Genomic DNA, 18,004 nt, shown 5'->3' with positions numbered 1-18,004 from the left:
ACGCACCCGAGACGGCATGAATCCCTCACGCATCTTTATCGAACGGCCGGTGGCCACGGCACTGCTGATGCTGGCCATCCTGCTGTCCGGGCTGGTGGCGTACCGGCTGCTGCCGCTGTCCGCGCTGCCGGAGGTGGATTACCCGACCATCCAGGTCACCACGCTCTACCCGGGCGCCAGCCCGGACGTCATGACCTCCTCGGTCACGGCGCCGCTGGAGCGCCAGTTCGGCCAGATGCCGGGGCTCAAGCAGATGTCGTCGTCGTCCTCTGGCGGCGCGTCGGTCATCACGCTGCAGTTCGAGCTGTCGCTGTCGCTGGACGTGGCCGAGCAGCAGGTGCAGGCCGCCATCAATGCGGGCGGCAACCTGCTGCCCTCGGACCTGCCCATGCCGCCGGTCTACAGCAAGGTCAATCCGGCCGATGCGCCGATCATGACGCTGGCGATGACCTCGGACACCCTGCCCCTGCCCAAGCTGCAGGACATGGTGGACACCCGCGTGGGCGCCAAGATCTCGCAGATCCAGGGCGTGGGGCTGGTCACCATCAGCGGCGGGCAGCGCCCCGCCGTGCGCATCCAGGCCAATCCCACCGCGCTGGCCGCGCTGGGCATGTCGATCGACGACCTGCGCACCGCCATCGGCAGCGCCAACGTGAACGGCGCCAAGGGCAGCTTCGACGGCCCCGCGCGCGCCTCCACCATCGACGCCAACGACCAGCTCCGCTCCGCCGACGAATACCGCCAGATCATCATCGGCTACCAGAACGGCGCGCCGATCCGCATCACCGACGTGGCCGACATCGTCGACGGCCCCGAGAACAGCCGGCTGGCCGCCTGGGCCAACAGCAAGCCGGCCATCGTGCTGAACATCCAGCGCCAGCCCGGCGCCAACGTGATCGAGGTGGTGGACCGCATCAAGACGCTGCTGCCGCAGCTGCAGGCGGCGCTGCCGGCCTCGGTGCACGTGCAGTTGCTGACCGACCGCACCACCACCATCCGCGCCTCGGTCAAGGATGTGCAGTTCGAGCTGCTGCTGGCCATCGCGCTGGTGGTGATGGTGATCTTCGTCTTCCTGCGCAACATCCCGGCCACCATCATCCCGGGCGTGGCGGTGCCGCTCTCGCTGGTCGGCACCTTCGGCGTGATGTACATGGCCGGCTTCTCGATCAACAACCTGACGCTGATGGCGCTGACCATCGCCACCGGCTTCGTGGTGGATGACGCCATCGTGATGATCGAGAACATCATGCGCTACATCGAGGAAGGCGATTCCCCGATGGCTGCGGCGCTCAAGGGCTCCAAGCAGATCGGCTTCACCATCATCTCGCTGACCTTCTCGCTGGTGGCCGTGCTGATCCCGCTGCTGTTCATGGGCGATGTGGTCGGCCGGCTGTTCCGCGAGTTCGCCATCACGCTGGCGGTGTCGATCCTGATCTCGGCCGTGGTGTCGCTGACGCTGACGCCGATGATGTGCGCGCGCCTGCTGCGCCACGTGCCCGAGGAGGAACTGCCGCGCTTCCATCGTGCCACGGGCCGCTTCTTCGACAACGTGATCCACCGCTACGGCCAGGCGCTGGAGTGGGTGCTGGACCGCCAGACCGCCACGCTGGTGGTGGCCGTGGGCACGCTGGTGCTGACCGGCCTGCTCTATATGCTGGTGCCGAAGGGCTTCTTCCCGGTGCAGGACACCGGCGTGATCCAGGCCATCACCGAGGCCTCGCAGACCACCTCGTTCGCGGCGATGGGCCGCAAGCAGGAGGCCGTGCAGAAGGTGATCCTGCAGGACCCGGCGGTGGCCAGCGTCTCGTCGTTCATCGGCGTGGATGGCACCAACACCACGCTCAACGCCGGGCGCATGCTGATCAACCTCAAGCCCAAGGCCGACCGGGACAGCATGGCGGTGGTCACGCAGCGGCTCCAGGACGCCGTGCAGCAGCTGGGCGGCGTCTCGCTCTACACCCAGCCGGTGCAGGACCTGACCATCGAGGACCGCGTCTCGCGCACGCAGTACCAGTTCACCGTGGAAGACCCGGACCCGGCCACGCTGGCCGAATGGGTGCCCAAGCTGGTGGAGCGCCTGCGTCAGGAACCCGAACTGCGCGACGTGGCGAGCGACCAGCAGAACAACGGCCTGCGCGCCTATGTGGACATCGACCGGGACGCCGCCGCGCGGTTCGGCATCACCACGGCCGTGATCGACAGCGCACTCTACAGCGCCTTCGGCCAGCGGCTGGTGTCGACCATCTTCACGCAGTCCAGCCAGTACCGCGTGGTGCTGGAGACCATGCCGCAGTTCCGCACCAGCCCGCAGTCGCTGGCCGAGCTGCGCCTGCCGTCGTCGTCGGGCGGGCAGGTGCCGCTGGGCGCCATCGCCCGCATCAGCGAGCGCACCGGCCAGTTGGTGATCAACCATCAGGGCCAGTTCCCGGCCGCGACGGTCTCGTTCAACCTGGCCCCGGGCGAGTCCCTGGGCGCCGCCGTGGACAAGATCACGCAGATCGAGAAGGAGCTGAACCTGCCGATCTCGATGGTCACCGAGTTCCAGGGCGCCGCGCTGGCCTTCCGCGCCTCGCTCTCCAACACGCTGTGGCTGATCCTGGCCGCCGTGATCACGATGTACATCGTGCTGGGCGTGCTCTACGAGAGCACGATCCACCCGGTGACCATCCTGTCCACGCTGCCCTCGGCCGGCGTGGGGGCGCTGCTGGCGCTGCTGGTCTCGGGGCAGGACATCGGCATCATCGCGATCATCGGCATCATCCTGCTGATCGGCATCGTCAAGAAGAACGCCATCATGATGATCGACTTCGCGCTCGAGGCCGAGCGTGAGGGCGGCATGGCGCCGCGCGACGCCATCTTCCAGGCCTGCCTGCTGCGCTTCCGCCCGATCCTGATGACGACCATGGCCGCCCTGCTGGCCGCCCTGCCGATGATGCTGGGCACGGGCATCGGCTCCGAGCTGCGCCGGCCGCTGGGCGTGACGATGGTCGGCGGCCTGCTGGTCAGCCAGGTGCTGACGCTGTTCACCACGCCGGTGATCTACCTGGCATTCGACAGCGTGGCGATGCGGCTCAAGGGGTGGCGCAAACGCCGCTTCGGCGATCCCGACGACGGTGGCGACGGTGGCGACAACGAGGACGCCCATCGTCCCCGCCCGAACCCGAATCCGAACGCGAACCCGCAGGAGCCGCACGCCTGATGAACCTGTCGGCCGCCTTCATCCAACGCCCGGTTGCCACCGCGCTGCTGACCATCGGCATCCTGCTGGCGGGCCTCGCGGCGTTCCGGCTGCTGCCGGTCTCGCCGCTGCCGCAGGTGGACTTCCCGACCATCTCGGTCTCGGCGTCGCTGCCCGGCGCCAGCCCCGAGACCATGGCGGCCACCGTGGCCACGCCACTGGAGCGCGCGCTGGGCACCATCGCTGGGGTGACCGAGATCACCTCCAGCAGCTCGCTGGGCTCCACGCGGGTGACGCTGCAGTTCGACCTCTCGCGTGACATCGACGGCGCCGCGCGGGACGTGCAGGCGGCCATCAACGCCTCACGCGGGACGCTGCCGACCAGCCTGCCGAACAATCCGACCTATCGCAAGGTCAACCCGGCCGACGCGCCGATCATGATCATCGGGCTGACCTCGCCCACCATGACGCGCGGCCAGCTCTACGACGCCGCCTCGACCATCCTCTCCCAGAAACTGTCGCAGGTGGAGGGCGTGGGCCAGGTGACGATTGGCGGCGCCTCGCTGCCGGCGGTGCGGGTGGAGCTGAACCCCACGGCGCTGAACAAGTACGGCATCTCGCTGGAAGACGTGCGCAACACGATCTCGGCCACCAACGCCAACCGCCCGCTCGGCGTGCTCGAGAACAACGTCAACAACTGGCAGGTCTACGCCAACGACCAGGCGATGACGGCCAAGGACTACATGCCGCTGATCGTGCGCTACGCCACGCCGGGCACGTATTCGTCCGCCTCGGCCGGCGCGCTGATTGCCAGCACGGCCAACGCCACGGCCGGCGGCGGGGTGAGCACCAAGACCGTCAACGGGATCACCACTACCACCATCACCACCAGCAGCGGCACCACCACCGTCAGCTCGGGCGCCACGGGCGGCAACAGCGCCGCCGCCGGCCCCAACGCCTTCGCGGTGCCGATCCGGCTCCAGGACGTGGCCAGCGTGGTGGATTCGGTGCAGGACATCCGCAATGCCGGCTCGGCCAACGGCAAGCCGTCGGTGCTGCTGGTGCTGAACCGCTCGCCCGGCGCCAACATCATCGAGACCGTGGACCGCGTCAACGAGATGCTGCCGCAGCTGCGCAAGATGATCCCGGCCAGCATCTCGATGGACGTGATGATGGACCGCACGCCCACCATCCGCGCCTCCCTGCGCGAGGTGGAGCACACGCTGATGATCTCGGTGGCGCTGGTGATCATGGTGGTGTTCCTGTTCCTGCGCAACGTGCGCGCCACGCTGATCCCGAGCGTGGCCGTGCCGGTGTCGCTGGTCGGCACGTTCGCCGTGATGTACCTGTGCGGGTTCTCGCTCAACAACCTGTCGCTGATGGCGCTGACGATTGCCACCGGCTTCGTGGTCGATGACGCCATCGTGGTGCTGGAGAACATCTCGCGCCATATCGAGAATGGCATGAAGCCGCGCGCGGCCGCCCTGCGCGGGGCGCGCGAGGTGGGCTTCACGGTGTTGTCGATGAGCCTGTCGCTGATCGCCGTGTTCATCCCGCTGCTGATGATGGGCGGCATCGTGGGCCGGCTGTTCCAGGAGTTCGCCATCACGCTGTCGGTGGCCATCCTGGTCTCGCTGGTCGTGTCGCTGACCACCACGCCGATGATGTGCGCGCGGCTGCTGCGCCCCGTGGACGAGCACAAGGCCAGCCAGGGCCGCTTCTACCGGGCCAGCGAGCGCGTGTTCAACTGGATGCACGACCGCTACGCGCGTTCGCTGGACTTCGCGCTGCGGCACGGCAAGCTGGTCTGGGTGATCCTGCTGGCCACCATGGCGCTGAACGTCTGGCTCTACGTGGTCGTGCCGAAGGGCTTCTTCCCGCAGCAGGACACCGGCCGGCTGATCGGCTTCATCCGCGCTGACCAGGCCACCTCGTTCCAGGCCATGCGCGGCAAGCTCGACAACTTCATCAAGATCGTCCAGTCCGATCCGGCCGTGGTCAACGTCACCGGCTTCACCGGCGGCTCGCAACGCAACACGGGGCAGATGTTCGTGACGCTGAAGCCGCTGAACGAGCGCAAGGAGTCCGCCGACGCCATCATCGCCCGGCTGCGCCTGAAGCTGGCCAGGGAGCCCGGCGCCAACCTCTACCTGCAATCGGTGCAGGACATCCGCGTGGGTGGGCGCCAGAGCAGTTCGCAGTACCAGTTCACGCTCCAGTCCGACGACCTGGAGACGCTGCGCACCTGGGAGCCCAAGGTGCGCGCGGCGATCTCGAACATCAAGGGGATCGAGGATGTGGATACCGATACCAACGACAAGGGCCTGCAGACCTCGGTGATCATCGACCGGGACACCGCCTCCAAGCTCGGCGTCACCGCCCAGCAGGTGGATGCGGTGCTCAACGACGCCTTCGGCCAGCGGCTGGTCTCCACGATCTACCACCCGCTGAACCAGTACCGCGTGGTGATGGARCTGAGCCCGGAGTACCTGCAGGGGCCGCATGCGCTGCAGGACATCTACGTGGTCACCGGTAACGGCCGGCGGGTGCCGCTCTCGGCCTTCGCGCGCGTCACGCCGACCAGCACGCCGCTCGGCGTGAACCACCAGGGCCAGTTCGCCGCCTCCACGATCTCGTTCAACCTGGCCGAAGGGTTCTCGCTGTCGGAGGCCACCGACGCCATCCGCCAGGCGYTGGCCAAGATCGGCGCCCCGGAGACGCTCCAGGCCAACTTCCAGGGCGGCGCCAAGGCGTTCCAGGACTCGCTCAAGAGCCAGCCCTACCTGATCCTGGCCGCGCTGATCACCATCTACATCGTGCTCGGCATCCTGTACGAGAGCTACGTGCACCCGCTGACCATCCTGTCCACGCTGCCCTCGGCCGGGGTGGGCGCGCTGCTGGCGCTGCTGCTGTTCAAGACCGAATTCAGCATCATCGCGCTGATCGGCGTGATCCTGCTGATCGGCATCGTCAAGAAGAACGCGATCATGATGATCGACTTCGCCATCGACGCCGAGCGCAATGAGGGCATGAGCCCGCGCGAGGCGATCTATCGCGCCTGTCTGCTGCGCTTCCGGCCGATCCTGATGACGACCATGGCCGCGCTGCTGGGCGCGGTGCCGCTGGCCATCGGCCGGGGYGACGGCGCCGAGCTGCGCGCGCCGCTCGGCATCTCGATTGTCGGCGGCCTTGTGGTGAGCCAGTTGCTGACGCTCTACACCACGCCCGTGGTCTACCTCACGCTCGACCGCTGGCGCCTGCGCGTGCAGGCATGGCGCGCCCGCCGCCAGCGCCACGGCCAACGCCCGGACGCCGCGCCGCGGCTGGAATCCTGACCTCCATGATGAAGATGAACCGCCCCCTTTCGCTGCCCGGCGCCTCCGCCATCGCCCTGGCCTGCATGGTCCTGGCCGGCTGCGCCGTCGGCCCCGACTACCAGCGCCCCGATGCGCCCGTCCCCAAGGCATTCAAGGAGGCCAGCGAGGCCATGCCGGGCTGGACCGGCGACTGGAAGACCGCCGAGCCGCAGGACGCCACGGCGCGCACCGACTGGTGGCGCGTGTTCGGCGACCCGGCGCTCGACGACCTGATGGCGCAGGTGCAGATCTCGAACCAGAACATCAAGGCGGCCGAGGCGCAGTACCGGCAGGCCACCGCCTCGCTGCAGGCCGCGCGCGCGGGCTTCTTCCCGGTGATCGGTGCGTCCGCCGGCCTCTCGCGCGGCGCCAGCAGCACCGGCGGCCGYATCACCAACGGCCAGAACGCCACGCTATCCGCCAGTTGGGAGATCGACGTCTGGGGCCGCATCCGCCGTCAGGTGGAGAGCGCCCAGGCCGGCGCGCAGGCCAGCCAGGCCGATCTGGCCGCCACGCTGCTCTCCACGCAGGCCACGCTGGCGCAGAGCTACTTCCTGCTGCGCATTGCGGATTCACAGCGCGCGCTGCTCGACCGCACCGTGGCCGACTACGAGAAGTCGCTGCTGCTGGTGCGCAACCAGTACCAGGCCGGCACGGCGCAGCGTTCGGACGTGTTGCAGTCGGAAACCCAGTTGAAGAGTGCGCAGGCGCAGCAGATCGACATCCAGATCACGCGCGCGCAACTGGAACACGCCATCGCGGTGCTGGTCGGCAAGCCGCCGGCAGACCTGACCATGGCCGTGGTCGAGGTGGACGACGCCATTCCCAACGTGCCGGTGGCTGTGCCATCGACGCTGCTGGAGCGCCGGCCTGACATCGCGGCGGCGGAGCGGCGCATGGCCTCGGCCAATGCCGATATCGGCGTGGCGCAGGCGGCGTACTACCCCACCCTGTCGCTGTCGGCCACGGGCGGGCTGACGGCGGGCACGCTGGCGCGCTGGCTGTCCTTGCCGGACCGCGTGTGGTCCGTCGGCGCCGGGCTGGCCGGCACTGTGTTCGATGGTGGCCTGCGCGGCGCGGCCAAGGCGCAGGCCGTGGCGGCGTATGACCAGACCGTGGCCAACTATCGCCAGACCGTGCTGGGCGCGTTCCAGGAGGTGGAAGACAACCTCGCCGCCGCGCGGCTGCTGGGGCAGGAAGCCACCGTGCAGAACGACGCGCTGCGTTCCGCGCGCGAGGCGCTGGCGCTGGTCAACAATCGCTACAAGGCCGGCACGGCCGGGCTGCTCGATGTGCTGACCGCGCAAACCGCCGCCTACACGGCCGAACGCACGGCGCTGTCGATCACGGGCCGCCAGTACACGGCGGCCGTCACGCTGATCGCCGCGTTGGGCGGCGGCTGGCAYGCGGAGGGGACGGACACGGCGCAGGCGCCGCAGCCTGCCGCGCAACCGACCCCGCAACCCGCGCCCCAGTAATCAACGCTGCTGGTACCGCGCCGGCGCGAGCGGCAAGGGCTGCTGCCGCACGCGCTCGCGCAGCCAGGTGGCGGCCTTGCCGAGCGGGCGCTGCTTGTGCCAGACCAGCTCCATCGCCACCGGCCAGTCCTGGTCCTGGAAGGCCAGCCGGGGCGATACCAGCGTGGCCGCCGCCGGCGAACTGGCGGCGATGTGCCACGGCACGAAGGCCCAGCCCAGCCGCCGCTTGACCAGTTCGACGATCACCCACTGGCTCTCCACCCACCAGACCTCGGCCGCCACGCGCAACCGCTTCTTCTCCTCGCTGTCGCTGCGCGTGGCCACCATCAGTTGGCGGTGGCGCTTCAATTCCTCGAAATCGACCTGCGCATGGGCGGCCAGCGGATGGTCGGGCGCGCAGATCACCGGCATCGGCACCCAGCCCAGCGCGTGGAAGGCCAGTTCGGGCGGCAGCACTTCCTGCCGCCACATGATGCCGAGGTCCGCGCACTGGCTCATCACCAGCCGGCTGACGTCCTCCATCAGCGGGAACAGCAGCTCCAGCTCCACGGCGGGAAAGCGTTGCGAGAACTCGTCCAGCAGCACGCCAAGCACTTCCTCGGGGTACAGCTCGTCCACGGCCAGCGTCAGGCGCGACTCCACGCCCTCGCCCAGGCTCATCGCCACGCCCCGGAAATGCTCGCAGCGCTCCAGGATCACGCGCGCCTCCACCAGCAGGCGCTCGCCAGCCGGCGTCAGCACCGGGTAGCGCGCGGTGCGGTCGAACAGCGCATTGCCGAGGTCGATCTCCAGATTGGCCACCGCCGCGCTGATCACCGACTGCGCCTTGCCGAGCTTGCGCGCCGCGCCCGAGAACGATCCACTCTCCGCGGCGGCTWCAAAGGCTTGCAGCTGGTCCAGGGACAGGCTCATGGGTACTCCTTTCATCACATCGACACGGAATCGACGCCCCACCGGCAGCGATCCATCTGTTTTGCCGATGGTATCCAACTTGTCCTAAGTTGTCCTGCCGATAGAATGGCCCCCATCGATCCCAAGGAGTTCCTGTCATGCGCACCACCGGAGACCGCATCCGCCATACCGTCGGCTTCGAGCTGATCGGCCTGCTGGCCTTCGCGCCGCTGGCCAGTTTGGTGTTCGGCTACGCCCTGCACCAGATGGGCCTGATTGGCGCCGTGGCGTCGCTGATCGCCGCGGTCTGGAACTACGTCTACAACCTGATGTTCGACAAGGCGATGCTGCGCTTCCGTGGGCAGCTGCGGAAGACGCCAGCCATCCGCGTGCTCCACGCCATCCTGTTCGAGGGCGGGTTGCTGCTGGTCTTCCTGCCGTCCGTGGCGTGGTATCTCGACATCAGTCTGGTCGATGCCTTCATCATGGACATCGCCGTGGCCGGCTTCTACATGGTCTACGCGCTGATCTACAACTGGGCCTACGATGCGATCTTTCCGATCCCGAACGCCACGCCGCGCGACTGCGCCGCCGACTGCCCCTGATAGATCCGAGCGTCGCTGAGACGCCAAGCCGACTTCACGGGYGAACTGGCACGTGAAGCGGCTGTTTTACGTCATCCAGCCGATGGCGGGCATGCGTTAACATGCTCGCCATGCCAAATCGTCCCGCCCTGCTTCGTCTCCCGCTGACGGCCGCCATCGCCGCCGTCGCCCTGCTCTCCACCGGCATCGCCGGAGCCCAGGCCAAACCCGCCAAGGCGGCGCAGGCCGTCAAAGCCACTGCATCGAAATCCGCCACGGTCCGCCGCGCGAGCGCCGACACCGTCGATCTGGCCGCCGCCCGCACCGGGCTGCCGGCATCGGTCACGGCCGCGCTGCGCCGGGCCAACGTGCCGCTCTCCGCCGCCAGCTTCTACGTGGTCAAGGTCGGCGCGCCGCAGGCCCGCGTGAGCTGGAACGCCGAGACGCCGATGAACCCGGCCTCGACCATGAAGGTGGTGACCACCTTCGCCGGCCTGCAGCTGCTGGGGCCGGACTACCGCTGGCTGACCTCGCTCTACGCCGATAGCGAACCCGCTGCCGACGGCACCATCCGGGGCAACGTCTACCTGCGCGGGCGCGGCGATCCCAAGCTGGTGCCCGAGGAGATGGCCAAGCTGGTGGCTTCGGCGCGCAACGCGGGCGCCACCACCATTGACGGCGACGTGGTACTCGACCGCAGCTTCTTCGCCGATGCCTCCGAAGGCACTTATACGATCGACGGCGAGTCCCAGCGCGCCTACAACGTCAATCCGGACGCGCTGCTGTACGCCTTCAAGACCCTGTCATTCACGATCACCCCGGACGCCGCCGGCCGCACCGTGGACGTGGCGGTCACGCCCGCGCTGGCGCAGTTGCGCGTGGAGAACCGCCTGACGCTGACCAACGGCCGCTGCGGCGACTGGCGCTCGCGCGCCACGCCCAACATCACCCCGCAGCCGGATGGCACCGTGGTGGCCTCGTTCGACGGCACCTATTCGAGCGACTGCGGCGAGCACGTGGTCAACCTCGCCACGCTGTCGCACAGCGATTTCATCTGGGGCGGCTTCGTGGCCGAATGGCAGGCGGCCGGTGGCCGCTTCGCCCACACGCCGGGGCTGCGCAGCGGCGCGGTGCCGCGTGGCGCGTTCCTGCTGTCGCGCCACTACGGCCAGCCGCTCGGCGACGTGGTGCGCGACATCAACAAGTTCTCGAACAACGTGATGGCGCGCCAGCTGTTCCTGACGATTGGCGCGGAGATGGACCGCAGCGGCCCGGCCAGCACGGCGCGTTCCGCGCAGGTGATCCGCCGCTGGCTGACACGCCAGGGGCTGGACATGCCGGGGCTGGTGCTCGACAACGGCTCGGGACTGTCGCGCGAGGAGCGCATCAGCGCCTATGACATGGCCCGGCTGCTCCAGCAGGCACTGGCCAGCGACGTCGGCTATACGCTGGTCGATTCCCTGCCCATCCTCGGCGTGGACGGCACGCTGCGCAACCGGCTCACGCGCGCCCACGCGGCGGGCAACGCCTACCTGAAGACCGGCACGCTGGCCGATGTGCGGGCGCTGGCCGGCTATGTCGATGCGACGAACGGCGGCCGCTACGTGGTGGTGGCGTACATCAACCACCCGAACGCCTCCGGCGCGCAGGCAGCGCACGATGCGTTGATGGAATGGGTGTTTCGCGGGGCGCCTTGAACAGGGTCGTGACGCATTGATGCGCCCGCCCTCTCCCCCGCCCCTCTCCCGGAGGGAGAGGGGAGAACACAGGGGGAAGATCGAAAGCCCTCGGTTTGCTCCCCCTCGCCCGCTTGCGGGAGAGGGGCCGGGGGAGAGGGTAGGCGCTGGCTATGCCTCGAACGCCGCCGCGGCCCGCCCGAGGCGGTCGCGTACCCCGTCCCAGAATGGGTGTTTCGCGGGGCGCCTTGAACAGGGTCGTGRCGCATTGATGCGCCCGCCCTCTCCCCCGCCCCTCTCCCGGAGGGAGAGGGGAGRACACAGGGGGAAGATCGAAAGCCCTCGGTTTGCTCCCCTCGCCCGCTTGCGGGAGAGGGGCCGGGGGAGAGGGTAGGCGCTGGCTATGCCTCGAACGCCGCCGCGGCCCGCCCGAGGCGGTCGCGTACCCCGTCCCAGTCGTGGGCGTCGGGGACTGGCTCGAACACGAGCCGGCTGAAACCTTCCTTGTCGAGCTTGCGCAGCAGGCCGTAGAGCGCCTGGGCATAGGCGTCCGGCGTGGCSGGKGCKGGCACGAACACGCAGCGCGGGTCGTTGCTGACCTGCGTGGCGCCGACCCAGGCGAGCCGGCCATCGCCCGGCAGCGCCGCCAGGTAGCGCGGCAGTTGATCSGGCGAAGCCAGCGTCAGCGGCGTGCGCGGTGCRTAGTGAGCCTTGAGCGTGCCCGAGGCGCGCGGCGCGGCGGCGTCGGGGGCCAGCGGCATCGTGCCGAGCACGTCGGCCATCATCGCCGCCGTGATCGCGCCGGGGCGCAGCAGCACCGGCCCGACCTCGTCGATGCGCGACAGATCGACGATCGACGATTCAATGCCGATATCCACCCCATCGCCCTCCAGCACGTAGACCGTGCCYTCGAACTCGTCCCGCACATGCTCGGCTGTGGTCGGGCTGACCTGCCCGAACTTGTTGGCCGAAGGCGCCGCAATGCCGCCCCGGCCGCGCCGGAAGCGCGACAGCAGCGCCTGCGCCACCGGGTGCGAGGGGCAGCGCAGCCCGAGGCTGTCCTGCCCGCCCGCCACCGCCGCCGGAATATGGGCGGCGCGCTTGAGAATGATCGTCAGCGGACCGGGCCAGAAGGCRTCGATCAGYTTTTGTGCCGCTTCCGGCACCTCCGCAGCCCAGTAGCCCACATCGGCGCCATCCACCACGTGGACGATCACCGGATGGTTCGACGGCCGGCCCTTGGCGGCGAAGATGCGCGCCACGGCTTCGGGGTTCTCGGCATCGGCGCCSAGCCCRTAGACGGTTTCCGTCGGRAAGGCGACGAGCTGGCCGGCCTCGAGCAGGCGGACGGCCTCATCCAGTTCGGCCGCCGTGGGCATGCGTGAAGACATCGGCAACCCTCAGACCGGGATATGGAGCGCCTGCGCGGCGGCGTTGAACGCCGCCTCGGCGGCAGCGGCCTGCTCGCCCACGCAGTTCACATGGCCCATCTTGCGCGACGGCCGCGCGTCGTTCTTGCCGTACAGGTGCAGCTTGGCGCCCGGCTGGCCGACGACCTCGTCCCAGGCCGGCGTGCGCTCCAGGCCGAACTCGAACCAGACATCGCCCAGCAGGTTCAGCATCTTGCCGGCCGAATGCTGGCGCGTGCTGCCCAGCGGCAGGCGGGCCATGGCGCGCACCTGCTGCTCGAACTGGCTGGTCTCGCAGGCGTCCATGGTGATGTGGCCCGAGTTGTGCGGGCGCGGCGCCATCTCGTTGGCGACCAGCGTGCCATCGGTCAGCACGAAGAATTCGATGCAGAGCACGCCGACGTAGCCCATCTCCGTCGTCACGGTGGCGGCGGCGGCGCGGGCGCGGTTGGCGATGTCGTCGGACACGCTCGACGAAGGCATGGTGGTCGAGAACAGGATGCCGTCCCGATGGACGTTCTCGGCCAGCGGCCAGGTGGCGGTGCTGCCGTCGGCGGCGCGGGCGGCCAGCACGGACACCTCGTAGGCCAGCGGCAGCATCTGCTCCAGCACGCACGGCACGTGCTGCATGGCGCGCCACGCGGCGCGCACGTCCTCGCGCGTCTTCACGCGGGCCTGGCCCTTGCCGTCGTAGCCCATGCGCGCGGTCTTGAGGATGCCCGGCAGCACGTTGTCCGGAATCTGGTCGACATCGGCATCGTGCTGGATCACCCAGTGCGGGGCCGGCGGCACGCCGGTGCGCTCGGCGCACGAGGCAAAGAACTTCTTCTCGCCGATGCGGTTCTGGGCAATCGACACACAGTAGCCGCGCGGCGCCACGAACGCGCCCAGTTGCTCCAGGCGGTCCAGCGACAGCGACGGCACGTTCTCGAACTCGGTACTCACCGCTTCGCAGAGCTGGCCCATCTCGGCCAGCGCCGCTTCGTCGGTATAGACCGCGCAGATATGCCGGTCCGCCACGGCACCGGCCGGGCTGTCCTGGTCCGGGTCCAGCACGCAGACGCGGTAGCCCATGGACTGCGCCGCATGGGTGAACATGCGGCCGAGCTGGCCGCCGCCGAGCATGCCGAGCCAGGCGCCGGGCAGGATCGGCGCGGTCGGGTTGTCCACGCCGAACTCGGCGCGCGACTCCGGCGTGTGGGCTTCGGACAGGTAGGGATGGATATCGGTCGGCATGCGGATCGGTTCCGGCGGCTTACTTATAGATAGAGAGAGGGACTGGGGCTCAGGCCGGCAGCGTCATGGCGCGCGCGGCCTCGGTCTGCTTCGCGCGGAACGCCTCGAGCGCGCTGGCCAGCGCGTCGTCGGTGGTGGCCAGCGTGGCGATGGCGTGCAGCGCCGCGTTGGCCGCGCCGGCTTCGCCAATGGCGAAGGTGGCCACCGGCACGCCCTTGGGCATCTGCACGATGGAGAGCAGCGAGTCCTCGCCGCGCAGGTACTTCGACGGCACGGGCACGCCGAACACCGGGACGATGGTCTTGGCGGCGATCATGCCCGGCAGGTGGGCGGCACCGCCGGCGCCGGCGATGATCGCCCGGATGCCCCGGCCGCGCGCCGACTCGGCGTAGCGGAACATGTCGTCGGCCATGCGGTGGGCGGAGACCACTTGTGCCTCGAACGCCACACCGAAATCCTTGAGCATGGCCACCGCGTGCTGCATCACGTCCCAGTCGGAACTGCTGCCCATCACCACGCCGACCACCGGCTTTGCTGCGTTGCTCACGATCTGTCCTTCCTAATGCGGTTAGGCGAGTGCTTCGCCGGTCAGGCGGGTCAACGCCTCACGGTACTTGTCGGCGGTCTTCTGCACCACGTCCTCGGGCAGCTTCGGCGCCGGGGCGGTCTTGGGCCACGGCTTGCCGTCGATGCGCACGGCTTCGAGCCAGTCGCGCACGAACTGCTTGTCGAACGACGGCGGGTTGGTGCCCACCTGGTACGAATCGGCCGGCCAGAAGCGCGACGAATCGGCGGTCAGCACCTCGTCCATCAGGGTCAGCGTGCCGTTGTCGTCCAGGCCGAACTCGAACTTGGTATCGGCGATGATGATGCCGCGCGTGGCGGCGAAGTCGGCCGCTTCCTTGTACAGGCGGATCGAGATGTCGCGCATCTGGGCAGCCAGATCCTTGCCGATCCGCTCCTCGACCTCGGCGAACGAGATGTTCTCGTCGTGCTCGCCCATCTCGGCCTTGGCGGCCGGCGTGAAGATCGGCTCGGGCAGCTTCTGCGCGTTCTGCAGGCCGGCCGGCAGCTCGATGCCGCACACCTTGCCCGTCGCCTGGTAGTCCTTCCAGCCGCTGCCGGCCAGGTAGCCGCGCACCACGGCTTCCACCAGGATCGGCTTCAGCCGCTTGACCACCACGGCCCGGCCCTGCACCTGCGCCACTTCCTCGGGCGCCACCACGCTCTCGGCGCTGATGCCGGTCTCGTGGTTCGGCACGATGTGCGCCAGCTTGCGGAACCAGAAATTGGCCATCTGGTTCAGCACGCGGCCCTTGGCGGGAATCGGCTCGCCCAGGATGACGTCGAACGCCGAGAGGCGGTCGGTCGTGACGATCAGCAGCTTGTCGTCGCCAACGGCGTAGTTGTCACGGACCTTGCCATGGCCGAGCAGCGGCAGGGACTGGATGGAGGACTGATAGAGAGCTTGGGACATGGTGGGTCTGGGCCGGCGGGAGAGCCAAACAAAAAAAGCGTCGCCCCCGTTTGCGGGGGACGACGCCGTTACGACAGGATTACTGCACAACCTGGGCGAGCTTGCCCGTCTTGTACGCCGAGGCGATGTCGATCAGGCCGACCGGCTTGATCTTGCTGGCCTGGCCTTCGCAGCCAAACGCCACGTAGCGGTCCTTGCAGACCAGCTTGGCGGCTTCGCGGGCCGGCTTCAGGTACTCGCGCGGGTCGAACTTGGTCGGGTTCTCGGCAAAGAAGCGACGGATTGCGCCGGTCATGGCCAGGCGGATGTCGGTGTCGATGTTGATCTTGCGCACGCCGAACTTGATCGCTTCCTGGATTTCCTCGACGGGCACGCCGTAGGTTTCCTTCATGTCGCCGCCGAACTTGCGGATCTCTTCCAGCAGTTCCTGGGGTACCGACGACGAACCGTGCATCACCAGGTGGGTGTTGGGGATGCGCGCGTGGATTTCCTTGATGCGGCTGATCGCCAGGATGTCGCCCGTGGGCTTGCGCGTGAACTTGTAGGCGCCGTGCGAGGTGCCGATGGCGATGGCCAGCGCGTCGAGCTGGGTCGCCTTGACGAAGTCGGCAGCCTGCTCGGGGTCCGTCAGCAGCATCGAGTGGTCSAGCACGCCTTCGGCGCCGATGCCGTCTTCCTCGCCCGCTTCGCCGGTTTCCAGCGAGCCCAGGCAGCCCAGTTCGCCTTCCACGGTCACGCCCACGGCGTGGGCCAGCGCCACCACCTTGCGGGTCACGTCGACGTTGTACTCGTACTCGGCGGGGGTCTTGCCGTCTTCACGCAGCGAGCCGTCCATCATCACCGACGAGAACCCGAGGTCGATGGCGCCCTGGCAGATCGCCGGCGACTGGCCGTGATCCTGGTGCATCACCACGGGGATGTGCGGGTAGGCTTCCACGGCCGCTTCGATCAGGTGGCGCAGGAAGTGCTCGCCGGCGTATTTACGCGCGCCGGCCGATGCCTGCATGATCACCGGGGCGTTGACCTCGTCGGCGGCCTGCATGATGGCCTGTACCTGTTCGAGGTTGTTCACGTTGAAGGCCGGCAGGCCGTAGCTGTTCTCGGCGGCGTGGTCCAGCAGCTGGCGCATGGAAACGAGTGGCATGTCTAACTCCTGAATGAAAAATTTTGGGGGGTTCTTATCGGGGATGTCCGGGCCGGCAGGTTCGCACCACCAGGGTGCCGCGTCTGTCCGGCGCGCCACATCGCGCGCGCTTGTTCCTAAACCTTAACTGCCCACCCTCACGATCTTGAGGGTATTCGTGCCGCCCGGCTGCCCCATGGGCTCGCCGATGGTCAGCACGATGAAATCGCCCCGCTGCACCACGCCCTGGGCCAGCAGCAGCTCCTCGGCCTGCTCCAGCGCCTCGTCGCGGTCCGTGCTCGACTGGAGCGGCAGCGGCACCACGTTGCGGTAGAGCTGCATCTTGCGCTGGGAGGCCAGGTTCGGCGTCATGGCGTAGATCGGCACGTGAATCCGGTGGCGGCTCATCCACAGCGCGGTGGCGCCGGAATCGGTCAGCGCCGCGATGGCCTTCACTCCCAAATGATAGGCGGTGAACAGCGCACCCATGGCAATCGACTGGTCGATGCGCGAGAAGGTCTGGTTCAGGAAGTCGGTATCGAGCTGCACCACTTCGGACTTCTCGGCCTCCAGGCAGATGGCGGCCATGGCCTCGACGGTCTCCACCGGGAAGCGCCCGGCGGCGGTTTCGGCCGACGTCATCACCGCGTCGGTGCCGTCCAGCACCGCGTTGGCCACGTCGGACACCTCGGCGCGGGTCGGCACCGGGTTCACGATCATGCTTTCCATCATCTGCGTGGCGGTGATGGTCAGCTTGTTGGCCTCCCGCGCGAGGCGGATCATGCGCTTCTGGAGCGCCGGCACCGCCGCGTTGCCCACTTCCACGGCCAGGTCGCCCCGGGCCACCATGATGCCGTCGGACGCCTGGAGGATTTCCTCCAGCACGCCCGGGCGAATGGCCTCGGCCCGCTCGATCTTGGCGATCATGCGCGCCTTGTGGCCATGCGGCTGGCCGGCCACGGCGGCCAGCTGGCGCGCCATTTCCATGTCGGTGGCGTTCTTGGGGAAGCTCACGGCCACGTAGTCCGCGCCGAGGGCCATGGCGGTCTTGATGTCCTCCATGTCCTTGGCGGTCAGCGCCGGCGCCGAGAGCCCGCCGCCCTGGCGGTTGATGCCCTTGTTGTTCGAGAGATCGCCGCCCACGCGCACCGTGGTGAAGATCTCGCTGCCGATGACGCGGTCCACCACCAGCACGATCAGGCCGTCGTTGAGCAGCAGCACGTCGCCGGGGCCCACGTCGCGCGGCAGGTCCTGGTAGTCCAGCCCCACGCGCTCCTGGTTGCCCAGCGGGCAGGTGGCGTCCAGCACGAACGGATCGCCCGGCTTCAGCGTGACCTTGCCGTTCTCGAACTTCCCCACGCGGATCTTGGGGCCCTGCAGGTCGGCCATGATGGCCACCTCGCGGTGGCAGGCCGCCGCCGCCTCGCGCACCAGCGCGGCGCGGTCGATATGGTCCTGCGCGGTGCCGTGGGAGAAGTTCAGGCGCACCACGTCGACACCGGCGGCAATCATGCGGGTCAGCATGTCCAGCGTGCTGGACGCCGGGCCGATGGTGGCAACGATCTTGGTGGAACGAGTCATGCGGGCGGTTTCCTC

The 18,004-nt window shown here is 68.6% G+C and carries 12 protein-coding genes; 5 read left to right on the top strand and 7 right to left on the bottom strand.

The features are described 5' to 3' along the window. Window positions 1–16 precede the first annotated feature (16 nt). Genes AB4Z27_RS18790 through AB4Z27_RS18780 form a run of 3 tightly spaced genes read left to right on the top strand, consistent with a single transcriptional unit; the run spans window position 17 to window position 8,012 of the window. On the top strand, window positions 17–3,199 hold the full coding sequence (locus tag AB4Z27_RS18790) for an MdtB/MuxB family multidrug efflux RND transporter permease subunit (RefSeq protein ID WP_441645012.1): 3,183 nt from the start codon (window positions 17–19) through the stop codon (window positions 3,197–3,199). Then, window positions 3,199–6,513 (top strand): efflux RND transporter permease subunit, encoded by a 3,315-nt coding sequence (locus AB4Z27_RS18785; protein ID WP_092298009.1) that lies wholly within the window; start codon window positions 3,199–3,201, stop codon window positions 6,511–6,513. Before AB4Z27_RS18790 ends, AB4Z27_RS18785 begins: the two co-directional genes overlap by 1 nt. Before the next feature lie 5 nt (window positions 6,514–6,518). After that, entirely contained in the window at window positions 6,519–8,012 is a 1,494-nt protein-coding gene (locus tag AB4Z27_RS18780; RefSeq protein ID WP_441591773.1) for an efflux transporter outer membrane subunit, read from the top strand. On the opposite strand, the gene AB4Z27_RS18775 is transcribed toward AB4Z27_RS18780, so the two are convergent. Next, the gene (locus AB4Z27_RS18775; protein WP_441645011.1) at window positions 8,013–8,924 is read right to left on the bottom strand and encodes a LysR family transcriptional regulator; all 912 of its coding nucleotides are present in this window, start codon (window positions 8,922–8,924) and stop codon (window positions 8,013–8,015) included. Window positions 8,925–9,061: 137 nt separating this feature from the next. Between AB4Z27_RS18775 and AB4Z27_RS18770 the strand changes: the two genes are divergently transcribed. Together AB4Z27_RS18770 and dacB are read left to right on the top strand one after the other, a co-directional pair. After that, entirely contained in the window at window positions 9,062–9,508 is a 447-nt protein-coding gene (locus AB4Z27_RS18770) for a PACE efflux transporter (RefSeq protein WP_441591771.1), read from the top strand. A 101-nt stretch (window positions 9,509–9,609) separates the two neighbouring features. Next, window positions 9,610–11,184, top strand: a complete 1,575-nt coding sequence (dacB, locus tag AB4Z27_RS18765; protein WP_441591770.1) for a D-alanyl-D-alanine carboxypeptidase/D-alanyl-D-alanine endopeptidase — start codon at window positions 9,610–9,612, stop codon at window positions 11,182–11,184. Window positions 11,185–11,564: 380 nt separating this feature from the next. Here the strand turns inward: dacB and AB4Z27_RS18760 are convergent, their stop codons facing one another. From AB4Z27_RS18760 to pyk, 6 genes are all read right to left on the bottom strand, one after another. Continuing rightward, entirely contained in the window at window positions 11,565–12,554 is a 990-nt protein-coding gene (locus AB4Z27_RS18760) for an L-threonylcarbamoyladenylate synthase (protein ID WP_092292057.1), read from the bottom strand. Between the two features lie 9 nt (window positions 12,555–12,563). Then, a complete protein-coding gene (locus AB4Z27_RS18755; RefSeq protein ID WP_092292055.1) occupies window positions 12,564–13,808 on the bottom strand; it encodes a 5-(carboxyamino)imidazole ribonucleotide synthase in 1,245 nt (414 codons plus the stop codon). 49 nt (window positions 13,809–13,857) lie between these two features. Then, window positions 13,858–14,355 carry a 5-(carboxyamino)imidazole ribonucleotide mutase gene (gene purE / locus AB4Z27_RS18750; RefSeq protein ID WP_092292053.1) on the bottom strand — a complete coding sequence of 166 codons (498 nt, stop codon included), beginning with the start codon at window positions 14,353–14,355 and terminating at the stop codon, window positions 13,858–13,860. Between the two features lie 21 nt (window positions 14,356–14,376). After that, window positions 14,377–15,285, bottom strand: coding sequence for a phosphoribosylaminoimidazolesuccinocarboxamide synthase (locus AB4Z27_RS18745; protein ID WP_441591767.1), 909 nt, complete (start codon window positions 15,283–15,285; stop codon window positions 14,377–14,379). Window positions 15,286–15,364: 79 nt separating this feature from the next. Next, a complete protein-coding gene (fba, locus tag AB4Z27_RS18740) occupies window positions 15,365–16,429 on the bottom strand; it encodes a class II fructose-bisphosphate aldolase (RefSeq protein WP_092292049.1) in 1,065 nt (354 codons plus the stop codon). Window positions 16,430–16,552: 123 nt separating this feature from the next. Beyond that, the gene (gene pyk / locus AB4Z27_RS18735) at window positions 16,553–17,989 is read right to left on the bottom strand and encodes a pyruvate kinase (RefSeq protein ID WP_092292047.1); all 1,437 of its coding nucleotides are present in this window, start codon (window positions 17,987–17,989) and stop codon (window positions 16,553–16,555) included. Between the last annotated feature and the right edge of the window lie 15 nt (window positions 17,990–18,004).

The sequence above is a fragment of the Cupriavidus sp. KB_39 genome, assembly GCF_052114485.1.
Lineage (GTDB): Bacteria > Pseudomonadota > Gammaproteobacteria > Burkholderiales > Burkholderiaceae > Cupriavidus.
This window is presented reverse-complemented; position numbering and strand designations above follow the sequence as displayed.